Source organism: Kouleothrix sp. 19917 (assembly GCF_057073505.1).
This window is the reverse complement of sequence record NZ_CP097099.1, coordinates 5,508,410-5,525,339: the sequence shown is the minus strand read 5'-3', so window position 1 is coordinate 5,525,339 and position 16,930 is coordinate 5,508,410. Positions and strand designations below refer to the sequence as shown.

The 16,930-nt window shown below is 64.5% G+C and carries 13 protein-coding genes and 1 pseudogene; 3 read left to right on the top strand and 11 right to left on the bottom strand.

Annotation, left to right across the window (positions count from 1 at the left end; translation table 11 throughout):
- Positions 1 to 225 precede the first annotated feature (225 nt).
- The 11 genes and pseudogenes from M1P90_RS22305 to M1P90_RS22255 form a co-directional block, all read right to left on the bottom strand.
- Positions 226 to 3,417 (bottom strand): DEAD/DEAH box helicase, encoded by a 3,192-nt coding sequence (locus M1P90_RS22305; RefSeq protein ID WP_483697609.1) that lies wholly within the window; start codon positions 3,415 to 3,417, stop codon positions 226 to 228.
- Positions 3,418 to 3,460: 43 nt separating this feature from the next.
- Entirely contained in the window at positions 3,461 to 4,720 is a 1,260-nt protein-coding gene (locus tag M1P90_RS22300) for an ATP-binding protein (RefSeq protein ID WP_483704675.1), read from the bottom strand.
- Between the two features lie 95 nt (positions 4,721 to 4,815).
- Positions 4,816 to 5,178 (bottom strand): four helix bundle protein, encoded by a 363-nt coding sequence (locus tag M1P90_RS22295; protein WP_483704673.1) that lies wholly within the window; start codon positions 5,176 to 5,178, stop codon positions 4,816 to 4,818.
- Positions 5,179 to 5,284: 106 nt separating this feature from the next.
- A pseudogene (carB, locus tag M1P90_RS22290) lies at positions 5,285 to 7,237 on the bottom strand (carbamoyl-phosphate synthase large subunit); the annotation flags it as partial.
- A gap of 98 nt (positions 7,238 to 7,335) precedes the next feature.
- Entirely contained in the window at positions 7,336 to 7,728 is a 393-nt protein-coding gene (locus tag M1P90_RS22285) for a GxxExxY protein (protein ID WP_483697607.1), read from the bottom strand.
- Between the two features lie 52 nt (positions 7,729 to 7,780).
- Positions 7,781 to 8,938, bottom strand: a complete 1,158-nt coding sequence (gene carA, locus M1P90_RS22280; RefSeq protein WP_483697605.1) for a glutamine-hydrolyzing carbamoyl-phosphate synthase small subunit — start codon at positions 8,936 to 8,938, stop codon at positions 7,781 to 7,783.
- Positions 8,935 to 9,453, bottom strand: coding sequence for a hypothetical protein (locus M1P90_RS22275; RefSeq protein WP_483697604.1), 519 nt, complete (start codon positions 9,451 to 9,453; stop codon positions 8,935 to 8,937). The genes carA and M1P90_RS22275 overlap by 4 nt, the downstream gene beginning before the upstream one ends.
- Before the next feature lie 3 nt (positions 9,454 to 9,456).
- A complete protein-coding gene (locus M1P90_RS22270; protein ID WP_483697602.1) occupies positions 9,457 to 9,966 on the bottom strand; it encodes a GNAT family N-acetyltransferase in 510 nt (169 codons plus the stop codon).
- A 143-nt stretch (positions 9,967 to 10,109) separates the two neighbouring features.
- The gene (argB, locus tag M1P90_RS22265) at positions 10,110 to 10,865 is read right to left on the bottom strand and encodes an acetylglutamate kinase (protein ID WP_483697601.1); all 756 of its coding nucleotides are present in this window, start codon (positions 10,863 to 10,865) and stop codon (positions 10,110 to 10,112) included.
- Between the two features lie 45 nt (positions 10,866 to 10,910).
- Positions 10,911 to 11,939 (bottom strand): N-acetyl-gamma-glutamyl-phosphate reductase, encoded by a 1,029-nt coding sequence (argC, locus tag M1P90_RS22260; protein WP_483697599.1) that lies wholly within the window; start codon positions 11,937 to 11,939, stop codon positions 10,911 to 10,913.
- A 232-nt stretch (positions 11,940 to 12,171) separates the two neighbouring features.
- Positions 12,172 to 12,645 (bottom strand): hypothetical protein, encoded by a 474-nt coding sequence (locus M1P90_RS22255; RefSeq protein ID WP_483697598.1) that lies wholly within the window; start codon positions 12,643 to 12,645, stop codon positions 12,172 to 12,174.
- Between the two features lie 470 nt (positions 12,646 to 13,115).
- On the opposite strand from M1P90_RS22255, the gene M1P90_RS22250 reads away from it, so the two are divergent.
- From M1P90_RS22250 to M1P90_RS22240, 3 genes are all read left to right on the top strand, one after another.
- Positions 13,116 to 14,021 carry a proline dehydrogenase family protein gene (locus M1P90_RS22250; protein WP_483697597.1) on the top strand — a complete coding sequence of 302 codons (906 nt, stop codon included), beginning with the start codon at positions 13,116 to 13,118 and terminating at the stop codon, positions 14,019 to 14,021.
- A gap of 184 nt (positions 14,022 to 14,205) precedes the next feature.
- Positions 14,206 to 15,234, top strand: coding sequence for an alcohol dehydrogenase catalytic domain-containing protein (locus tag M1P90_RS22245; RefSeq protein ID WP_483697595.1), 1,029 nt, complete (start codon positions 14,206 to 14,208; stop codon positions 15,232 to 15,234).
- Between the two features lie 206 nt (positions 15,235 to 15,440).
- Positions 15,441 to 16,484, top strand: coding sequence for a transposase (locus M1P90_RS22240; protein WP_483697594.1), 1,044 nt, complete (start codon positions 15,441 to 15,443; stop codon positions 16,482 to 16,484).
- Positions 16,485 to 16,930 lie beyond the last annotated feature (446 nt).

Genomic DNA, 16,930 nt, shown 5'->3' with positions numbered 1-16,930 from the left:
GAAGGTCGTTCGCATTCAATGTCGAGCGCTCATGCCTCTGTTGTGCCGAAAAGCTGGCAACTACCGATTTAAGTTGTACCGGTTTCCCTTTTGCCGCAAGGCATGACAACGAGCTAATCGCTTGATACTGGCACTCATTGCCGGAAGGGTTCCAGGGAAACCGGCAAGGGTTTCCCTGGTCGGGGGCACGGGGGCGAAGCGCCCCGGAAAAAACATAAAAACACCCTAAGAAAAAAGAACCTCAATATCCTCGCGCGTGAGCGCCTTGAAGACGCCGCCCTCCGCGCCAATCACCTGCTCGACCAGCTCGCGCTTGTGCGCCTGGAGTTGCAGAATTTTCTCCTCGACAGTGTCGCGGGCGATGAGCTTGTACACAAACACCGGCTTGTCCTGCCCGATGCGGTGCGTGCGGTCGGTGGCCTGCTGCTCGACCGCCGGGTTCCACCACGGGTCGATATGAATGACATAGTCGGCGGCGGTCAGGTTCAGGCCCACGCCGCCAGCCTTCAGGCTGATCAGGAAAAACGGCACCGTGTCGTCGTTCTGGAAGCGATCGACCTCGCCCTGGCGGTCGCGGGTTTGCCCGTCGAGGTAGCAGTACGGGATGCCGCGCTCGTCGAGCGCTTCGCGCACAAGCGTCAGCATTTGCACGAACTGCGAGAACACCAGGGCGCGGTGGCCCTCGGCGCGCAGCGTGTCGAGCGTGTCGAGCAGCAGGTCGAACTTGCCCGAATTGCCTTTGAACTTGGCGTCGACCAGGCGCGGGTGGATGCTGATCTGGCGCAGGCGCAGCAGCCCTTCGAGGATCTTCATGCGCGCGTCGTTCATGCCGTCGTCGTCGATCATGCCGAGCAATTGGGCGCGATAGTAGTCGCGCTGCTTGTCGTACAGCTTGCGCTGGGCTGGCTCCATGTCGCACATCACCACTTCTTCGGTGCGCGGCGGCAGGTCGGCGGCGACCTGATCCTTGGTGCGGCGCAGAATGAACGGGAAGACCATCTTGCGCAGAAACTGGGCGGCATCCTGGTTCTGCTGGCGCTCGATCGGGTTGATGAACTCTTCGCGGAAGTAGCTGATATCGCCGAGCAGGCCGGGATTGAGAAAGGCGAACTGCGACCACAGCTCGCCGGTGCTGTTTTCGATTGGCGTGCCGGTGAGCACCAGCCGGTGGCGCGCGTTCAGCAGCCGCGCCGCTTTGGATGTTTCGGCCGCCGGGTTCTTGATCGCCTGCGACTCGTCGAGGATGGCGTAGTTGAACTGGTAGGTACGCAGCGCCGCGATGTCGCGCAGCATGGTGCCGTAGGTGGTCAGCACCAGGTCATACTGCGCGAACTCCTGCGGGTCGGTGATGCGGCCCTGGTCGGCGTGCACATACACTGCCAGATCGGGCGTGAACTTCTCGGCTTCGCGCTGCCAGTTGAAAAGGAGCGAGCGCGGCATCACCACCAGCGTGGCGGGGGCATCGTTTTCCCGTTCGTAGAGCGATTCGATAAACGCAAGGGTTTGGATGGTCTTGCCCGTGCCCATGTCGTCGGCCAGGCAGCCGCCGAAGTTGTACTCGCGCAGGAAGTGCAGCCAGTCGTAGCCGAACTTCTGGTAGGGGCGCAGCTCGCCCTTGAAGGTTGTGGGCAGCGGCTGCGGCACGATCCGCTCGAATCCACGCAGCTTTTCGCGGCGCTGCTCGAACGCCTCATCAACCTGCGCGCGGTCGGCCTCGCCCAGAAGCTGGTCGATCATGGTGATGTGCTGCTGCGCAAAGCGCAGGGTGTCGCCATTGTCGTCGCCAAGCGCAAGCATGTGGCGGTAGCGCGTCAGCCATTCTTCGGGGATCGCGCCCATCGTGCCGTCGGCCAGCTTGATGTATTTTTCGCGCTTCTTGATCGCCTGACGAATCGACTTCAGCGGAACGGCCAGATCGCCATAGTTCACTACGGCCTTGACATCAAACCAGTCGATTCCGCTGGTGACCTTGAACGAGATCGTGGGCTTGTTGCGGTTGACGCGCGCCAGGGTCAGCTCTTCTTCGCCATAGATAGCGTAGCCATCTTCGACCAGCTTCGGCACCTGGTGCATCAGGAAGTCGATTGGGTGGACGGTTTTCTTGACCAGCCAGATGCTTGGCTCGGTGGTGCGCTTCAGGCCGTAGGAACCCAGCGCCTGCCACAATTCCTGCTCGCGGGCGGGCTGGCGGGCGATGCGCGCAAGCTGGGCGGTGCCGGGCTGGCGCTTGGTGGCGGTTTCGGGCAGGCGCTTGTCGTAATGCAGCTCGTGCTCGCCATAGGCGAAGCGCAATTCGGCCTGCAAGCCCTCAGCTCCTTCGCTCAGGTACAGGCGCGGCGCGGCGTCGGCGGCGATATCGATCCACTGGAGCATCTCGCCGCGAATGTCGATCTGGTCGGTGAGCGGCAGCAGGTGCTTTTCAAGAAACACTTCCTGGTCTTCGGGCGGGATGGTCAGCTCGGGGTATTCAAGCAGCGCCGCCGCCAGCCCGTCGGTCGATTTCACCTGCACCAGCGTGCTGCCGATCAGCATCCACAGCGGGTCGTTCACCACCACAGCGGTTTCTTTGCGGCCGAGCGGCAGGGCGTGCGCGCCGGCCATCACCTGCGCGCTGAGCTTCAGGCCCTTTTTGGTTTCGCTCAGCTCGGCGGAAAGCGTGCCAAGCTCGGGCAGCACCGTAATGCGCTCGCTCAGCGGCTCGCCCTCGTCGCCGGTGTATACGAGGCAGCCCGGCAGCAGCGACAGCACCGGCTCGTAGAACACGGCCTCGCGGCCGTAGCTGTAGCCCGACATCATGTAGGGATTGCCGACGGCGAGGTTGACGGCGGCCAGCTCGGTTTCGGTGGCGGCGGGGTAGCTCTGGCGGTTGATGCGCGAGCGGATCGGCCGCGCCTGCCCGGACAGCCCCTGCTCCGCAATGGCGCTGGCGATTGCCTCGTGGTCGCCAAGCTGGTGTGCGCCAAAGTAGCGCGCCGCCAGCGTGTAGGGCGTGACGCCCCAGCCGTTGCCGCGCTCTTGCAGGCTGAAGACGATTGGGCCGTAGCTGGTGCTGCTGCGTCGCGCGGGCGCCTGCGCGGCCTGTTCGAGCACGGCCTGCCACAGCTTGGGCGGGTTTTTCTTTAAGTGGTCGCGCAGCGCGGCGATGGCGGCGATGCGGTGCCGGCACAGGTACCACTGGTAGCTGTCGCGGCAGGTGCATGTCATCGCCAGCTGGCGGCCGTTCAGCCACAGCGACACCAGGTAGGGCCGGTTGGTTTTGAAATCGCGCACCTGCACGCGCGCCGACGACTGCCCAACGGTCTCGATCGTCACGCGCCCTTCGGCATAGTCTTCCAGCCCGGCCTTGACCTGCTGCTGGGGAGTGTTCTGGCTCAACCGGTCGAGGTTGAGCATATCGGCGGTAAGAATATTGATCACGGGCTTGCCCTCGCCAGATCGACAGCGCCTTCGCGCTGCGCGGCTATACTATAGCACGCAGTGCATGGTGATCCTGCAACGAGCGTACCTTCAGCTCCTTGGCCTTGAGCGCGCGAATGGCCGACACGGTGGCGGCAGCGCCGGTGAGCGTGGTGACGAGCATCACGCCGTGGCGAATGGCGGCCGAGCGCAGGGCCTGGCCGTCGATGTAGGCCCGCGCGCCCAGCGGCGTGCTGATCACCAGCCGCACCTTCCCCGACGCAATCAGGTCAGCTGTGGTCGAGCCGCCTTCCGAGACCTTGTTGACCACTTCGACCGGCAGGCCAAGCTGCGCGAGCCAGGCGGCGGTGCCGCGCGTGGCGTAGAGCGTGAAGCCAAGCCGCACCAGGTCGCGCGCGATGCGGCTGATCGCGCCCTTGTCGAAGTCGTTCACCGTCACCAGCGCGCCGCCCGAGGTTGGGATCTTCTGGTTCGCGCCCATCTCGGCCTTGGCGAAGGCGTGGCCGAAGCTGGAAGCGTGGCCCATCACCTCGCCGGTTGAGCGCATTTCGGGGCTGAGGAACACGGCCGCGCCGGGAAATTTCTCGAACGGCAGCACCGCTTCTTTCACAAAGAAGCCATCAAGCGCCGGCTCGGCGGTGAGGCCTAGCTCTGCCAGAGTTTTGCCGGCCGCCACCTGCGCGGCGATGCGGGCGAGCGGCACGCCGGTAGCCTTGGCGATAAACGGCACCGTGCGCGACGAGCGCGGGTTCACTTCGAGCACATACACTTCGTCGTCTTTGATCGCGTACTGGACGTTCATCAGGCCCTTCACGCCCAGCGCCATGCCGATGCGAATGGTTTCGTCGCGAATGATCGAGAGGTGGTAGGCGCTGACTTTGTAGGGTGGCATGACCATGGCCGAGTCGCCGGAGTGGACGCCCGCCTCTTCCACATGCTCCATAATCCCGCCAATCACCACGCGCTCGCCGTCGCCAATCGCGTCGACATCGACCTCAAACGCATCTTCGAGGTAGCGGTCGATCAGCACCGGCTGGCCCTCGCTGATGCGCGCGGCTTCGTGCAGGTACTGCGCCAGCCCGTCGTCGTCGTAGGCGATGGCCATGGCGCGGCCGCCCAGCACGTAGCTGGGGCGCACCAGCACCGGGTAGCCAATTTCTTCCGCGATCACGCGGGCAGCGGGCAGGTCGTCGGCCATGCCGTGCTCGGGCTGCTCGATTTCGAGCTGGCGCAGCAGTGCCTCGAAGCGCCCGCGATCCTCGGCCAGGTCGATTGCGTCCTGCGAGGTGCCCCAGATCGGCACACCCGCCGTCGCAAGACCTTTGGCGAGGTTCAGCGGCGTTTGCCCGCCGAACTGGACGAGGACGGGAACAAGAGCGGGGGTTTGGGGTTTAGGGCTTAGGGATTGGGTTCCGCCAGGTACTGTTCCGGCTTCTCCCGAATGCTGTCCGATGAAAGTGACCGAATCAGGCCGCCCAAGAGTTTCCCCGCCTGTTGCATCGCTTCCCAGGCCGGCTTGCTCTGCTCCCGCTCCAGATAATTCAGCCGAAGGCAAATCAGAAAATGGGTTTCCAGTTCCATCAGCGAGCCGCGCGCTATCGACAGGTGATGCAGATATTCCTTGCGGTGCAGCCGGCCATACCCTTCCGCTATGTTCGCCGGAACCGAGGTCGCTGCTCGCCGCATCTGACTTATTAGCCCGAACTGCTCCTCCTTGGGCATCATCTTGGTTAGGCGGTAAATCTCCTCTACTGTTTGCATCGCCTGCTGCCAGGCTTCCAGGTCGCGATATGACTGTAATGCCATGTTCGTCCTCCTGGATTTCAAAACCCAAATCCCCAGCCCCCAGACCCCGGTTCTCGCGCTCCCAGATATTCAGCACGTCTTCCAGCGTCAGCGGCTCGAAGTACAGGCGGTCGCTGGTGTCGTAGTCGGTCGAGACGGTTTCGGGGTTGCAGTTGACCATGATCGTCTCGAAGCCGAGGTCGCGCAGGGCCATGCACGCATGCACGCAGCAGTAGTCGAACTCGATGCCCTGGCCGATGCGGTTCGGCCCGCCGCCCAGGATCATGACCTTGGGCTTGCCGGTGACCTCGGCCTCGTCGACGGTGGCATAGGTGCTGTACATATAGGGCGTGTGCGCCTCGAACTCGGCCGCGCAGGTGTCGATGCGGTGGTAGACGGGCACGATGCCGAGCGATTTGCGGCGCGCACGCACATCCATTTCCGAGGCGGGCAGCGGCGTGGACGATGGGCGATACGCGAGATTCCCGCCACCCTTGACCTTGCCGCTTGGCACCGCCGGTTGAAGCACAGCGGCGATCTGCGCGTCGGAGAAGCCAAATTCCTTGGCCTCGCGCAGCAGTTCGGCTGGCAGGTTGGCGAGTGTGTGCCCGCGCAAATCGCCCTCGATTGCAATGATCGCGGCCAGCTGCTCGGCGAACCACGGGTCGTAGCCAGTGGCGGCGCTCAGGGCGTCGGGCGCCATGCCAGCGCGCAGCGCGTCGGCGGCGGCGAAAATGCGCTCGGGCGTGGGCGCGCTGAGCGTGTTTTCGGCGGGCATGTCGGCGGAAATGGCGCGGTTCTTGCGCACGCCAAAGCCCAGCGCGCCAATCTCCAGCCCGCGCATCGCCTTCTGGAATGCTTCGGGGAAAGTTGTGCCAATCGCCATCACCTCGCCCACGCTTTTCATCTGCGGGCCAAGCGTGGGGTCGACGCCGGGGAACTTCTCGAAGGCCCAGCGCGGAATTTTCACCACCACATAGTCGAGGCTTGGCTCAAACGAGGCCGGCGTGACCTTGGTGATATCGTTCGGGATTTCGTCGAGCGTGTAGCCCACCGCCAGCAGCGCGGCAATTTTTGCGATTGGGAAGCCGGTGGCCTTGGAGGCCAGCGCCGACGAGCGGCTGACGCGCGGGTTCATCTCAATGACGATTGTGTCGCCGTTGGCCGGGTTCACCGCAAACTGGACATTCGAGCCGCCGGTTTCGACGCCAACCACGCTCATCACGGTTTTGGCCTGGTCGCGCAGGCGCTGCAGCTCGCGGTCGGTAAGCGTCATGGCCGGCGCGACGGTGATTGAGTCGCCGGTGTGCACGCCCATCGCGTCGAGGTTTTCGATTGAGCAGACCACCACGAAGTTGTCGGCGCGGTCGCGCATCACCTCAAGCTCGTATTCCTTCCAGCCCAGCACGCTCTGCTCGATCAGCACCTGCGTCACCGGCGAGGCACGCAGGCCGCGGTCAGCAATCTCGCGCAGCTGCGCCTCGTCGTAGGCCACGCCGCCGCCCGAGCCGCCCAGCGTGAACGAGGGGCGCACCAGCACCGGGTAGCCGATCTCGGTGCCCAGGCGAACCGCGTCGTCCACGGTGGTGACGGTGTCGCCGGGCGGCACGCCCAGGCCAGCCTTGAGCATCGCTTCTTTGAATAGCTGGCGATCTTCGGCCAGGTCGATCGCATCGGGCGAGGCGCCGATCAGCTGCACGCCGTGGCGCTCAAGCACGCCGGTTTTGTGGAGCTGCATGGCGAGGTTCAGGCCGGTCTGCCCGCCGACGGTCGGCAGCACGGCGTCGGGGCGCTCGCGCTCGATGATCTTCTCAACCACCTCGGGCGTGAGCGGCTCGATGTAGGTCGCGTCGGCGAACTGCGGGTCGGTCATGATCGTGGCCGGGTTGGAGTTGACCAAGATGACGCGATAGCCTTCGCGGCGCAGCACCTTGCACGCCTGCACGCCCGAGTAGTCGAACTCACACGCCTGGCCGATCACAATCGGACCCGCGCCGATGATCAGGATGGACTGTATGTCTGTGCGTTTCGGCATTCTACCGTCCTTATATTGCCACGAAGACACGGAAAAAATTACCACGAAGATACGAAGCCTTGGAAAATTTAACCACGAAGACACGAAGGCACGAAGACTTATATAACGACTCGTTTGATGCCTTGCTTGATAGTTGGGACATTAAAGTTAATCAGAAAGCCTAGCCGTTTTCGTGCGAGTTTAAGATAGCTCATCAATTGCGCCATAAAAACCGGATTCATTGTTTCGACGGCTTTTAATTCACAGATAGCCAGATCCTCAACAAGAACATCGATTCTCAAGCCATCATCGAAACGAATGCCATCGTAGCTGATTGGCAGAGTGACTTGGCGATGCACTGAAAGCCCGTTTTTTGTAAGCTCATGGCAGAAGCATACTTCATAAATACTCTCCAATAATCCAGGGCCAAGCGCTTTGTGAACAGTAAAAGCTGCATTCACAATGATGGTCGCTATTCGTTCCTCTGGATCTGAAAGAGCATAATTGCGCATGTCTCACTACTTTCAGCTCTTCGTGCCTTCGTGTCTTCGTGGTTCCGTTCTTTTAAACTTCTTGCTTGTTGTTTTCCATCAGCGCGACGAACTGGCCGAACAGGTACGATGCGTCGTGCGGGCCGGGCGCGGCCTCGGGGTGGTACTGCACGCTGAAGGCGCGCAGGTCGGCGGCGCGCAGGCCCTCGCAGCAGCCGTCGTTCAGGTTCGTGTGCGTCACCTCCACGCCATCGGGCAAGGTCTTGTCGTCCACCGCGAAGCCATGGTTGTGGCTCGAAATCTCCACCCGCCCGGTGTCGCTGAAGCGCACCGGCTGATTGCCGCCGTGGTGGCCGAAGCGCAGCTTGTAGGTGCTGCCGCCCAGCGCCAGGCCCAGGATCTGGTGGCCCAGGCAGATGCCAAACAGCGGCTTCTTGCCCAGCAGGCCGCGCACCGCATCGACCGCATAGGTCACGGCGGCGGGGTCGCCCGGGCCATTCGAGAGAAAAATGCCGTCGGGGTCGAGCGCGAGCACATCGGCGGCGGGCGTGCTGGCCGGCACCACCGTCACGCGGCAGCCCTGGTCGGCCATCAGGCGCAGGATGTTGCGCTTCATGCCGAAGTCGTAAGCCACGACATGCAGGGCATGGGAGGTGGGGGATGGAGATTGGGCATCGTTCCCGCCATTCCCTATCCCCCAAACCCCAGTCCCCTCGGTCCAGTGGTACGGCTCGGCGCAGGTCACGTGCGGCACGAGGTCGAGCCCCTCCATCGAGGGCGCGGCCCGCGCCGCCTCGACCAGCCGCGCCGCGTCGGGCTCGGCCGAGGAGATCACGCCGCGCAGCGCACCGGCCTCGCGGATGTGCCGCACCAGCGCGCGCGTGTCCACGCCCGTGATGCCGACGATGCCATGCTCGCGCAGGTATTCATCCAGCGCGGCGGTTGCGCGCCAGTTGCTGACGCGTGGGCTGGCGGCGCGCACCACAAAGCCCGAAAGCCAGGGCCTGGTGCTTTCTTCGTCTTCCAGGTTCACGCCGGTGTTGCCAATATGCGGCGCGGTCATCACCACGATCTGGCCGTAGTACGAAGGGTCGGTCAGCACTTCCTGGTAGCCGGTCATGGCGGTGTTGAAAATCACCTCGCCGGCGCGCTCGCCAAGTGCGCCCAGCGCAGTGCCCGGCCATGTCGTGCCATCTTCAAGCGCCAGCAGCGCGGGGGTTCGTTCGGTCATGGGTTCGCTTCTCCAGTGCGGCCGGCAGCGGGCGGCTGCGGCGGGGCCGAAACCAGGCCAATATTCTTCGGGCCTTTGAATGGAAACTCGACGCGCTCGTACTGCACGCCGTGGAGCGCATAGTACTGCTCGATCTGGTCGATCAGCTCGGCCTGCCCGAGCTTGGCTTCCGACCAGAAATTACAGCACGGCACAACAATCGCCGGTCGCAGCAGCGCGGCCTGCGCCACCTCGCGCAAGGCACCGTCGGGGTGCAGCCCAATAATCAAGTCGTAGTAAGTCGCAAACGCCGGGTCGAACGCGCTGGCCTGGTGCTTCACGCCGCGCAGCACCCACGCCCGCGGGTCGATCACCTCAGCCTCGTAGCGGTACTGCTTGGCCAGGATGCGCGCCAGCATGCCCTGCCCGCCGGCCACATCGGCAACGTAGCGCACCTCGCGCCAGTAGCGTTCGGCCACAAAATCGGCAATCACCTGAAAGCGCTCGGGGTCGCCATGGAAGCGGTGCCGGCCCATGCGCTACAGCTCCATCACCACGGCGGTCTCGTCGCAGCGGTGCTGCAGCGGGCAGATCACACAATCCTTCCAGACCTTCTCGGGGAAGCTTTCGCGCGCGCTGATCACAAAGCCCAGGCGCGTAAAAAACGACACCGCCCGCGTCAGCGCAAACACCGTTGGGATGCCGCGCTCGCGCGCGCGCTCCACCAGCCCCAGCACGATCTTCGCGCCCACGCCATAGCGGCGGTAGGCCGGCAGCACTGCCAGCGAGCGCACTTCCACCAGCGTCGGGCTCATCGCCAGCAGCGAGCCAATGCCGACCACACGGCCATCCATCTCGGCCACGATCCAGCTATCGATCGAGGCGTGGATGTTTTCGGCGCTGCGCGGCAGCAGGTGGCCCAGGCGGGCGTTCTCATTCACAACAGCAACAATTGCGGGAACATCGTCGGCGGTGGCTGGCCGCACCTGCGGCGGGACGACCGGGGCAGCCCTGCCCCGCGCATGGTCGTCAGCGACCCATTCTGTCATGCTGTGTTCCTCTGGCGTGAAGGCAACTGCGTAGTCGGTGGCGGGGGCAAGCGCTAGTTTCATGTTTTGTATAAACGGCCCAGGCGGCTGTTCGGGCGCCTGATGCCGTGATAAAACGTGTTGTCATTCGGGGCGTGGGCCGCCTATGCCTGCACAATGCGCGTGCCAGAGTCGGCCAGCCCGGCCAGGTTGGTAATGCGCGCCGCCTGCACGCCCGCGTCGAGCGCGGTGAGTGCGGCCCGCACCTTGGGGATCATGCCTCCATAAATCGTGCCGTCGTCGATCAGCGCACTGATCTCGGCCGCGCTGAGCTGCGGCACAAGTTCGCCGCCCACCAGCACGCCCGGCACATTCGTTACAAACACCACCTCGGCGTCCTGAAGCGCCCCGGCAATCGCGCCAGCGGCTTCGTCGGCATTCACGTTATAGGTGCCATCCGGGCCAAGCGAGATTGGCGCGACGACCGGCACCACGCCCTGCGCCAGCAGGTCGCGCAGCAGCTCGGCGCGCACCGCCACTGGCCGCCCCACGCGGCCCAGGTCGCCGGCCGGGTGCGCGGCCTTCTCCACGCGTATCAGTCCGCGATCCACACCCGACATCCCAAGCGCGTCGGCACCAGCGGCGAGCAGCGCGGCCACCAGGCGCGTGCTGACCATGCCACACAGCACCATCTCGGCGGCGTGGAGCGCCGTGTCGTCGGTGTAGCGCAGGCCGGCCACAAAGCGCGGCTCGCCGCCCAGCGCCGTCTGGATCTGCCCGATCTCCTTGCCGCCGCCATGTACCAGCACCGGCTGCGGGCGCAGGGCTGCCACAGCCCGCGCCAGCTCAGCCACGAAGGCCGGGTCGTCGAGCTCGTTGCCGCCGATTTTGAGGATCAGTAGAGGCGAAGCATTCGCCATGACTTATTTCCTTATTTCAAACTGGTACGGGCGAATGCTTCGCCCTTACAACAGGCCCATCGTCTCGGGCAGGCCAAACATCAGGTTCATATTCTGGATGGCCTGGCCGGCCGCGCCCTTCACCAGATTGTCGATGCTGGAGACGACGATCAGCATGCCCGGCTGCGCGAGCGTCAGCGAGATCGTGCACATATTCGTGTGCGCGGTGTGGCCGATTGTGGCGAGCTGGCCGGATGGCAGCACCCGCACAAATGGCTCGTCGGCGTACATCGCCTCGTAGTAGGCGCGGATCTGCTGGTTGCCCCAGTTGGCCGGCACACGCACATAGATCGTGCTCAGGATGCCGCGATTGATTGGCAGCAGGTGCGGCGTGAAGATGATCGTCGGGCCTTGCGCGCCAAGCTGCGGGGCGTGCGCCTGCGCGATGCGCGCGGCTTCCTGCTCCATCTCGCCGACGTGGCGGTGCACATGGCCGACGCTGTAGGGCGCGAGGTTTTCGCTCACTTCCACAAAGCTGGTGTTCTGCTTGGGCGCGCGCCCCGCCCCCGACACGCCCGACTTCGAGTCGGCGATGATCGTGGCGTCGGCGAGCGCGCCGGCGCGCAGCAGTGGCGCCAGCGCCAGCAGCACGCTGGTCGGGTAGCAGCCGGGGTTGGCGATCAGCGGCGCGTCGCGCAGGGCGTCGCGGTTCAGCTCGGGCAGGCCGTAGGGTGCGGGCAGCAGCTCGGGCGCGGGGTGCTCGTGGCCGTACCACTGCTTGTACGCGGCGGGCGTCGTGAGCCGGAAGTCGGCCGACAGGTCGATCACGCGGGTGCCAGCGGCGCGGGCGCGCTGGGCCGTGGTGGCGGCAACGCCGTGCGGCAAGCCCAGGAACACCACGTCAACATCGCCGAACGGCGCGTCGGCGGGAGCTAGGAGCGGGATGTCGAGCGGGCCGGGGTAGACATCGGCCAGCTTTTTGCCGGCCTGCGACTCAGATGTGGCGAATTGTACCTGGGCCTGCGGGTGGCGGCCCAGCCAGCGAAACAGCTCGTAGCCGGCGTAGCCGGTTACGCCGAAAATGCCAACCTTCACCAACGCGTGCCCTCACACTAAAAAACCCCCGAACCTTATACAGGTTCAGGGGTATGTTCACGATCGCTCGCGCCGGTTGGGCGCGGGTGCAACTCTGCGCACGCCCTAACCGCCCCCTGTGCCCGTACGGGCCAGGCGACGCGTGCGACGACGCAGCGTATAGTTGTTGCACGACAGCTCTTTCATAGCGGGCTTTATGATATAACCCATGCTACTTCTTGTCAAGCAGGGCTCAGGGGCGGCGCGGCGCGCCAAATGCGATGGCGTTGGGGGGCAGTTCTGCCTGGCGGCGGGCGTGGGCGGCGCGCACCTGCGTGCTCAATTCGGCGTGGCCGTGCGCTGCGAGCGCGGCTTCGGCCAGCTCGACGAGGTTCAGGCTGGCGGCCATGCGGTCGTAGGCCGGGCCAAGCTCGGCGCTCTGTGCTTCGCGCGCGGCAATGGCAGGAAGATTTCCGGCGAGGTATTCGCGCTGCATCAGGTTTGCGGCCAGGTTCATGCCCAGGCTGCCGGCCACGCTGATCAGCGCGCTGATGACGCCATTGGGCGCTTCTTCATACGCGGCGACGATTGGCTGCATGGCCGCGCCCAGCAGCAGCGGGTACAGCTCGGCCTGCCCGGCGCGCTCGCACGCGCCCTGCGGGTCGGCGGCAATGGCGTCTAAAGCGTCGTGCAGCTCGGCGCGCCAGCGGTCGATGGTAAATGGCATAGTGGGTGTTCCTGCGACTGTAACCGAGGCGGGGCTGAGCTTCTGCGCGCCGGTATATAGGGAAAACGACGAGCCTGCGCAAGCGGGTACGAGCCGCGAAAAGGACGCTACGACAGCGGGCAGTAGGTGGCGTGTGGGTGAAGGGTGAGCGTAGAACCAAGAACCAAGAACCACGGAACCACGGAACCCAACAGTCAGCAGTTGGCGGGTGGCAGTAACCTGGAACCTTCAAACCTGCAACTTCCAAACCGACAAGCCTCTGCGCTCTTTGCGCGCTTTGCGGTGAAATTTACCGTCGTCGGCCTGCCTGCCCTGAGCTTGTCGAAGGGTCGGTGGTTGGTCGTCAAACCTGCAACGTTCCAACCTTTCAACCTGCCAACACCCCTCCAGCCCATCGCACGCTTCGTGCTATACTGTGCGGCAGAATGCGCTAAACGGCGCAAGCACCGCGTTAGCACGAAAGAGGCGATATGTTACGGGGAACGCTGCTGTATCTTTCGGATCAGCCGCTGGCCAAGCGCGTGTTTGGCGGCCCGCTGGCCAAGCCGCTGGTCAGCCGCTTTGTGGCGGGCGTGGGGTTGAACGAGGCGCTTGAGAACGTGCAGAAGCTCAACGCCGCCGGCCTGACCGCCACACTCGACTACCTGGGCGAGTCGGTGTCGAGCGCGGCCGAGGCGGGCGCGGCTGCCGCGCAGTACATCGCCATTCTGCACGGCATCGAGCGCAGCGGCGCGCAGTGCAACGCCTCGCTCAAGCTCACCCAGATGGGCCTGGATGTCGACCGCGAGCTGTGCGTGCGCAACGTCGAGCGCATCATCACGCAGGCCGCGCAGTTCGGCAATTTCATTCGCATCGACATGGAAGGCTCGGGCTACACGCAGGTCACGCTCGATATTTTCAACGAGCTGTTTGCGCGCCAGCAAAACGTTGGCGTGGTCATTCAGGCATACCTCTACCGCAGCGAAGAAGATATTCGCGCCCTGAACAAGCTCGGCGCGCGCGTGCGCCTGTGCAAAGGCGCGTATAACGAGCCGGCCAGCGTCGCCTTCCCCGAAAAAGCCGACACCGACAAGAACTATGTGAAGCTCATGCAGATGCTGCTGAGCGAGGGCAACTACCCCGGCATCGCCACCCACGACGAGAAGATGATCGAGGCCACGCGCAACTACGCCAGCCAGCAGGGCATCCCGCTCGACCGCTTTGAGTTCCAGATGCTGTATGGCATTCGCCGCGACTTGCAGGATCAGCTGGTGCGCGAGGGCTATCGCATGCGCGTGTATGTGCCGTATGGCGAAGAATGGTACCCCTACATGGTGCGCCGCCTGGCCGAGCGCCCGGCCAATATTCTGTTTGTGCTGAAGGGCGCGCTGCGCTAGTCCGTTCGGATAATCCACAGATTACGCAGATTACACAGATAGGCCAACATATTTGTGTATATTTTCCGCGCGTAGCGCGGAAAATATACACAAATATAATAGAAATACCTTGCTGCCGCAGGCAAAGACAGAGCTTTGCCTTGCGCAATAGTGCAAACCCCGTACAGTATAAAAGGAAGATCCTATGAAAGCGCTGCGCCTTGTGGCGACTCGGCAGCCGATTGAGCTGCACGACATCCCGGTGCCCGAGATCGGCGACGGCGATGTGCTGGTGCGCGTGCGGGCCGCGGGCATCTGCCATTCCGACGTGCACTACCGCGCCGGCACCTCGCCCGCGCACCCGCTGCCGCTTACGCTCGGTCACGAAGTGGCGGGCGAGGTCGAAGCGGTGGGTAAGAACGTTTCGCTGGTGCGCGTGGGCGACCGCGTGTGCCTGCACTACCTGCTGTGCTGCGGCGACTGCCACTACTGCAGCACCGGCAACGAGCAGTTCTGCGCGCAGGGCTCGATGATTGGGCACTACAGCAATGGCGGCTATGCCGAGTATATCGCGGTGCCCGAGCGCAACGCCGTGATCCTGCCGCCCGAAATCCCCTTCGAGCAGGGCGCGGTCATGATGTGCTCATCGGCCACATCGTTCCACGCGCTGCGCAAAGCGCGCCTGAAGGCCGGCGAGCGCGTGGCAGTGTTTGGTGCGGGCGGCCTGGGCATGTCGGCCATTCAGCTGGCCTTTGCGTTTGGCGCGCTCGATGTCTATGCCGTCGATATCAACCCGGCCAAGCTGGCCCTGGCCGCGCAGTATGGCGCAACCCCGGTGAACGCCCGCGACGGCGACCCAGTCGCCGCGATCCGGCAGCTCACGCACGGGCGCGGCGTGGATGTCGCGCTGGAGCTGATTGGCTTGCAGCAAACCATGCAGCAGGCCGTGCAGTCGCTTGGCATCATGGGCCGCGCCGTGGTGGCCGGCATTGCCGACAAGCCGCTCGTGATCGACACCTACCGCGAGCTGCTGGGCAAAGAAGCCGAGGTGATCGGCACCAACGATCACCTGCTGCAAGAGCTGCCGTTGCTGATCGAGCTGGTGCGGCGCGGCAAACTCAATCTCTCCCAAGTGGTGGCGCGCACGGTGCCGCTGGAGGCTGGCCCGGTCAACGCGGTGCTCGACGCGCTTGAGCAGTTCGGTGGCGATGTGCGCACGGTGATCGTGCCGTAGCGCGCGCGGCGCGGGGAATGGGGGATAGATACAAAGGGCTTCAGAATACCCGGGCCTTCCTGACTCCTGACTTCTGACCCCTGATCCCTGACCGGCTTTACATCTTTGACGAAGGTTTTGCAATCGCTTAACCACAGTTGCGGCCCCTATGCGTATAGTTACTTCCAGCAATGCGCCGCTTGGCGCGTCTGGCAGGAGGAATGCGCATGGAAGCTCCCCCCGGCGAACCAGCCCGTTTTGTTGCGCTCGATGTACGCCCGGCCGTCACGCTTGTCGGCGCGGTTGATCGCGAGGGGCAGGTCGTAGTGCCCGCCCAGCGCGTGGCAACGCCCGCGCTCCAGGGGTGGCTGCGGCGCGCCCTGCGCCATTCCGACGCGGTGCTGCTTGGCACCCCGGCCGACCCCTGGCCGCTGTGCGATCTGATCGCGCCACTGGTGGCGAAAGTCGAGCTGGCGCACCCGCAGCTTGGGCGGCTGCTGCCCGCCTTCCAGCACGGCGACGACCCACGCGACACGCTGAGGCTGGCGCATATGTATGCTGCCGGCCTTGCGCCGGTGGTGTGGGCCGCGCCGCCAGCGGTGCGGAACGTGCGCGCCCTGGCCGCCCAGCGCCGCCGCCTGATTCTTCAGCACGCCGAGGCCGGCACGGTGCTGGCGCACTTGCTCGAACAAGCTGGCGCGGTGCCGCCCGGAAATCACCGCCTCGGTGCCGACCAGCCAGCCTGGTGGGCGCGCCTGCCGCTTGCCCTCGACGATCAGCAGCTTGCCCGCGACAACCTGGCTGCGCTGAATCGCGCCGCCGCGCTGCTGCGCGCGCTTGAGCAGCGCATGCTGGCGCTGGCGAACTGCGCGCCCTGGTGCGAATGGGTCGCGCGGCTGCGCGTTCTGCCCGGCGTCGATACGGTGGAGGCGCTGGTGCTGATGAGCGCAATTGGCGCGCCCGAGCGCTTTGCGACGCCCGCGCAGCTTGCCAGCTATGCCGGCCTTGCGCCCGGCGCGGCCCCAGGCAACACACCCGAGGGCCGGCCCGAGCTGCGCGCCGCCATGCTCGCGATTGGCGCGCGCGCCGCCGAGCACGACCGCGCCTGGGGAGCGCGCTACGAAGCGCTGGCGCTGCGCATCGGTCCTGAGCGGGCGCGGGTGGCCATTGCCCGCAAGCTGCTGATGAATGTGTGGCGCGCACTGGCGGCAGTGCCGGCCGTCCGCGCCGTCGGGGAAGAAGCTGCCCAGCCAATGCGCCCGGCAGCATAACATCTGCGGCTGAGGCACGGGGCGTACAGCAGGCTGCAATCCCCACCTGCACGCCCCTTTCCATCCTCGTGAGCGCAGCCCAGGTGCAGCAGCAAGAAAGCGATGCGGAAATCAGGGCAGAGTTTCTGCATTGCAATCACCAACCTCTTTTCCCCACCCCTTAACCCCTGCGCTGAAAGCGCACAGGTAAACATACGTAATTCTCTCGATAGCGCCGACAGCGCGGGCCTGCTATGCTTGTGCCAGCCTGCCGCAGCGCGGGCGTCCTGCGTGTACGATAGCGGATTTTTCCTCATTAGAATGCGCAATGTGAACTATTCCACAGCGTGTATTACATCGAAAGATGTATGGAAGCAGCGCGCCGCCGTGCTATAGTTCGCTCACATCCACTCCAGGGAACGCAGCCCCTGCCAACGCAGCAAATCGAAACCGAACTGCATAGAGCA

Bases quoted from the DNA above. Each gene is read 5' to 3' on its own strand.
- M1P90_RS22250 (WP_483697597.1), top strand. From the start codon at position 13,116: ATGTTACGGGGAACGCTGCTGTATCTTTCGGATCAGCCGCTGGCCAAG.
- M1P90_RS22275 (WP_483697604.1), bottom strand. From the start codon at position 9,453: ATGGGCCGGCACCGCTTCCATGGCGACCCCGAGCGCTTTCAGGTGATT.
- M1P90_RS22240 (WP_483697594.1), top strand. From the start codon at position 15,441: ATGGAAGCTCCCCCCGGCGAACCAGCCCGTTTTGTTGCGCTCGATGTA.
- M1P90_RS22285 (WP_483697607.1), bottom strand. From the start codon at position 7,728: ATGCGCAATTATGCTCTTTCAGATCCAGAGGAACGAATAGCGACCATC.
- M1P90_RS22245 (WP_483697595.1), top strand. From the start codon at position 14,206: ATGAAAGCGCTGCGCCTTGTGGCGACTCGGCAGCCGATTGAGCTGCAC.
- carA (WP_483697605.1), bottom strand. From the start codon at position 8,938: ATGACCGAACGAACCCCCGCGCTGCTGGCGCTTGAAGATGGCACGACA.
- M1P90_RS22255 (WP_483697598.1), bottom strand. From the start codon at position 12,645: ATGCCATTTACCATCGACCGCTGGCGCGCCGAGCTGCACGACGCTTTA.
- M1P90_RS22270 (WP_483697602.1), bottom strand. From the start codon at position 9,966: ATGACAGAATGGGTCGCTGACGACCATGCGCGGGGCAGGGCTGCCCCG.
- argB (WP_483697601.1), bottom strand. From the start codon at position 10,865: ATGGCGAATGCTTCGCCTCTACTGATCCTCAAAATCGGCGGCAACGAG.
- M1P90_RS22295 (WP_483704673.1), bottom strand. From the start codon at position 5,178: ATGCAAACAGTAGAGGAGATTTACCGCCTAACCAAGATGATGCCCAAG.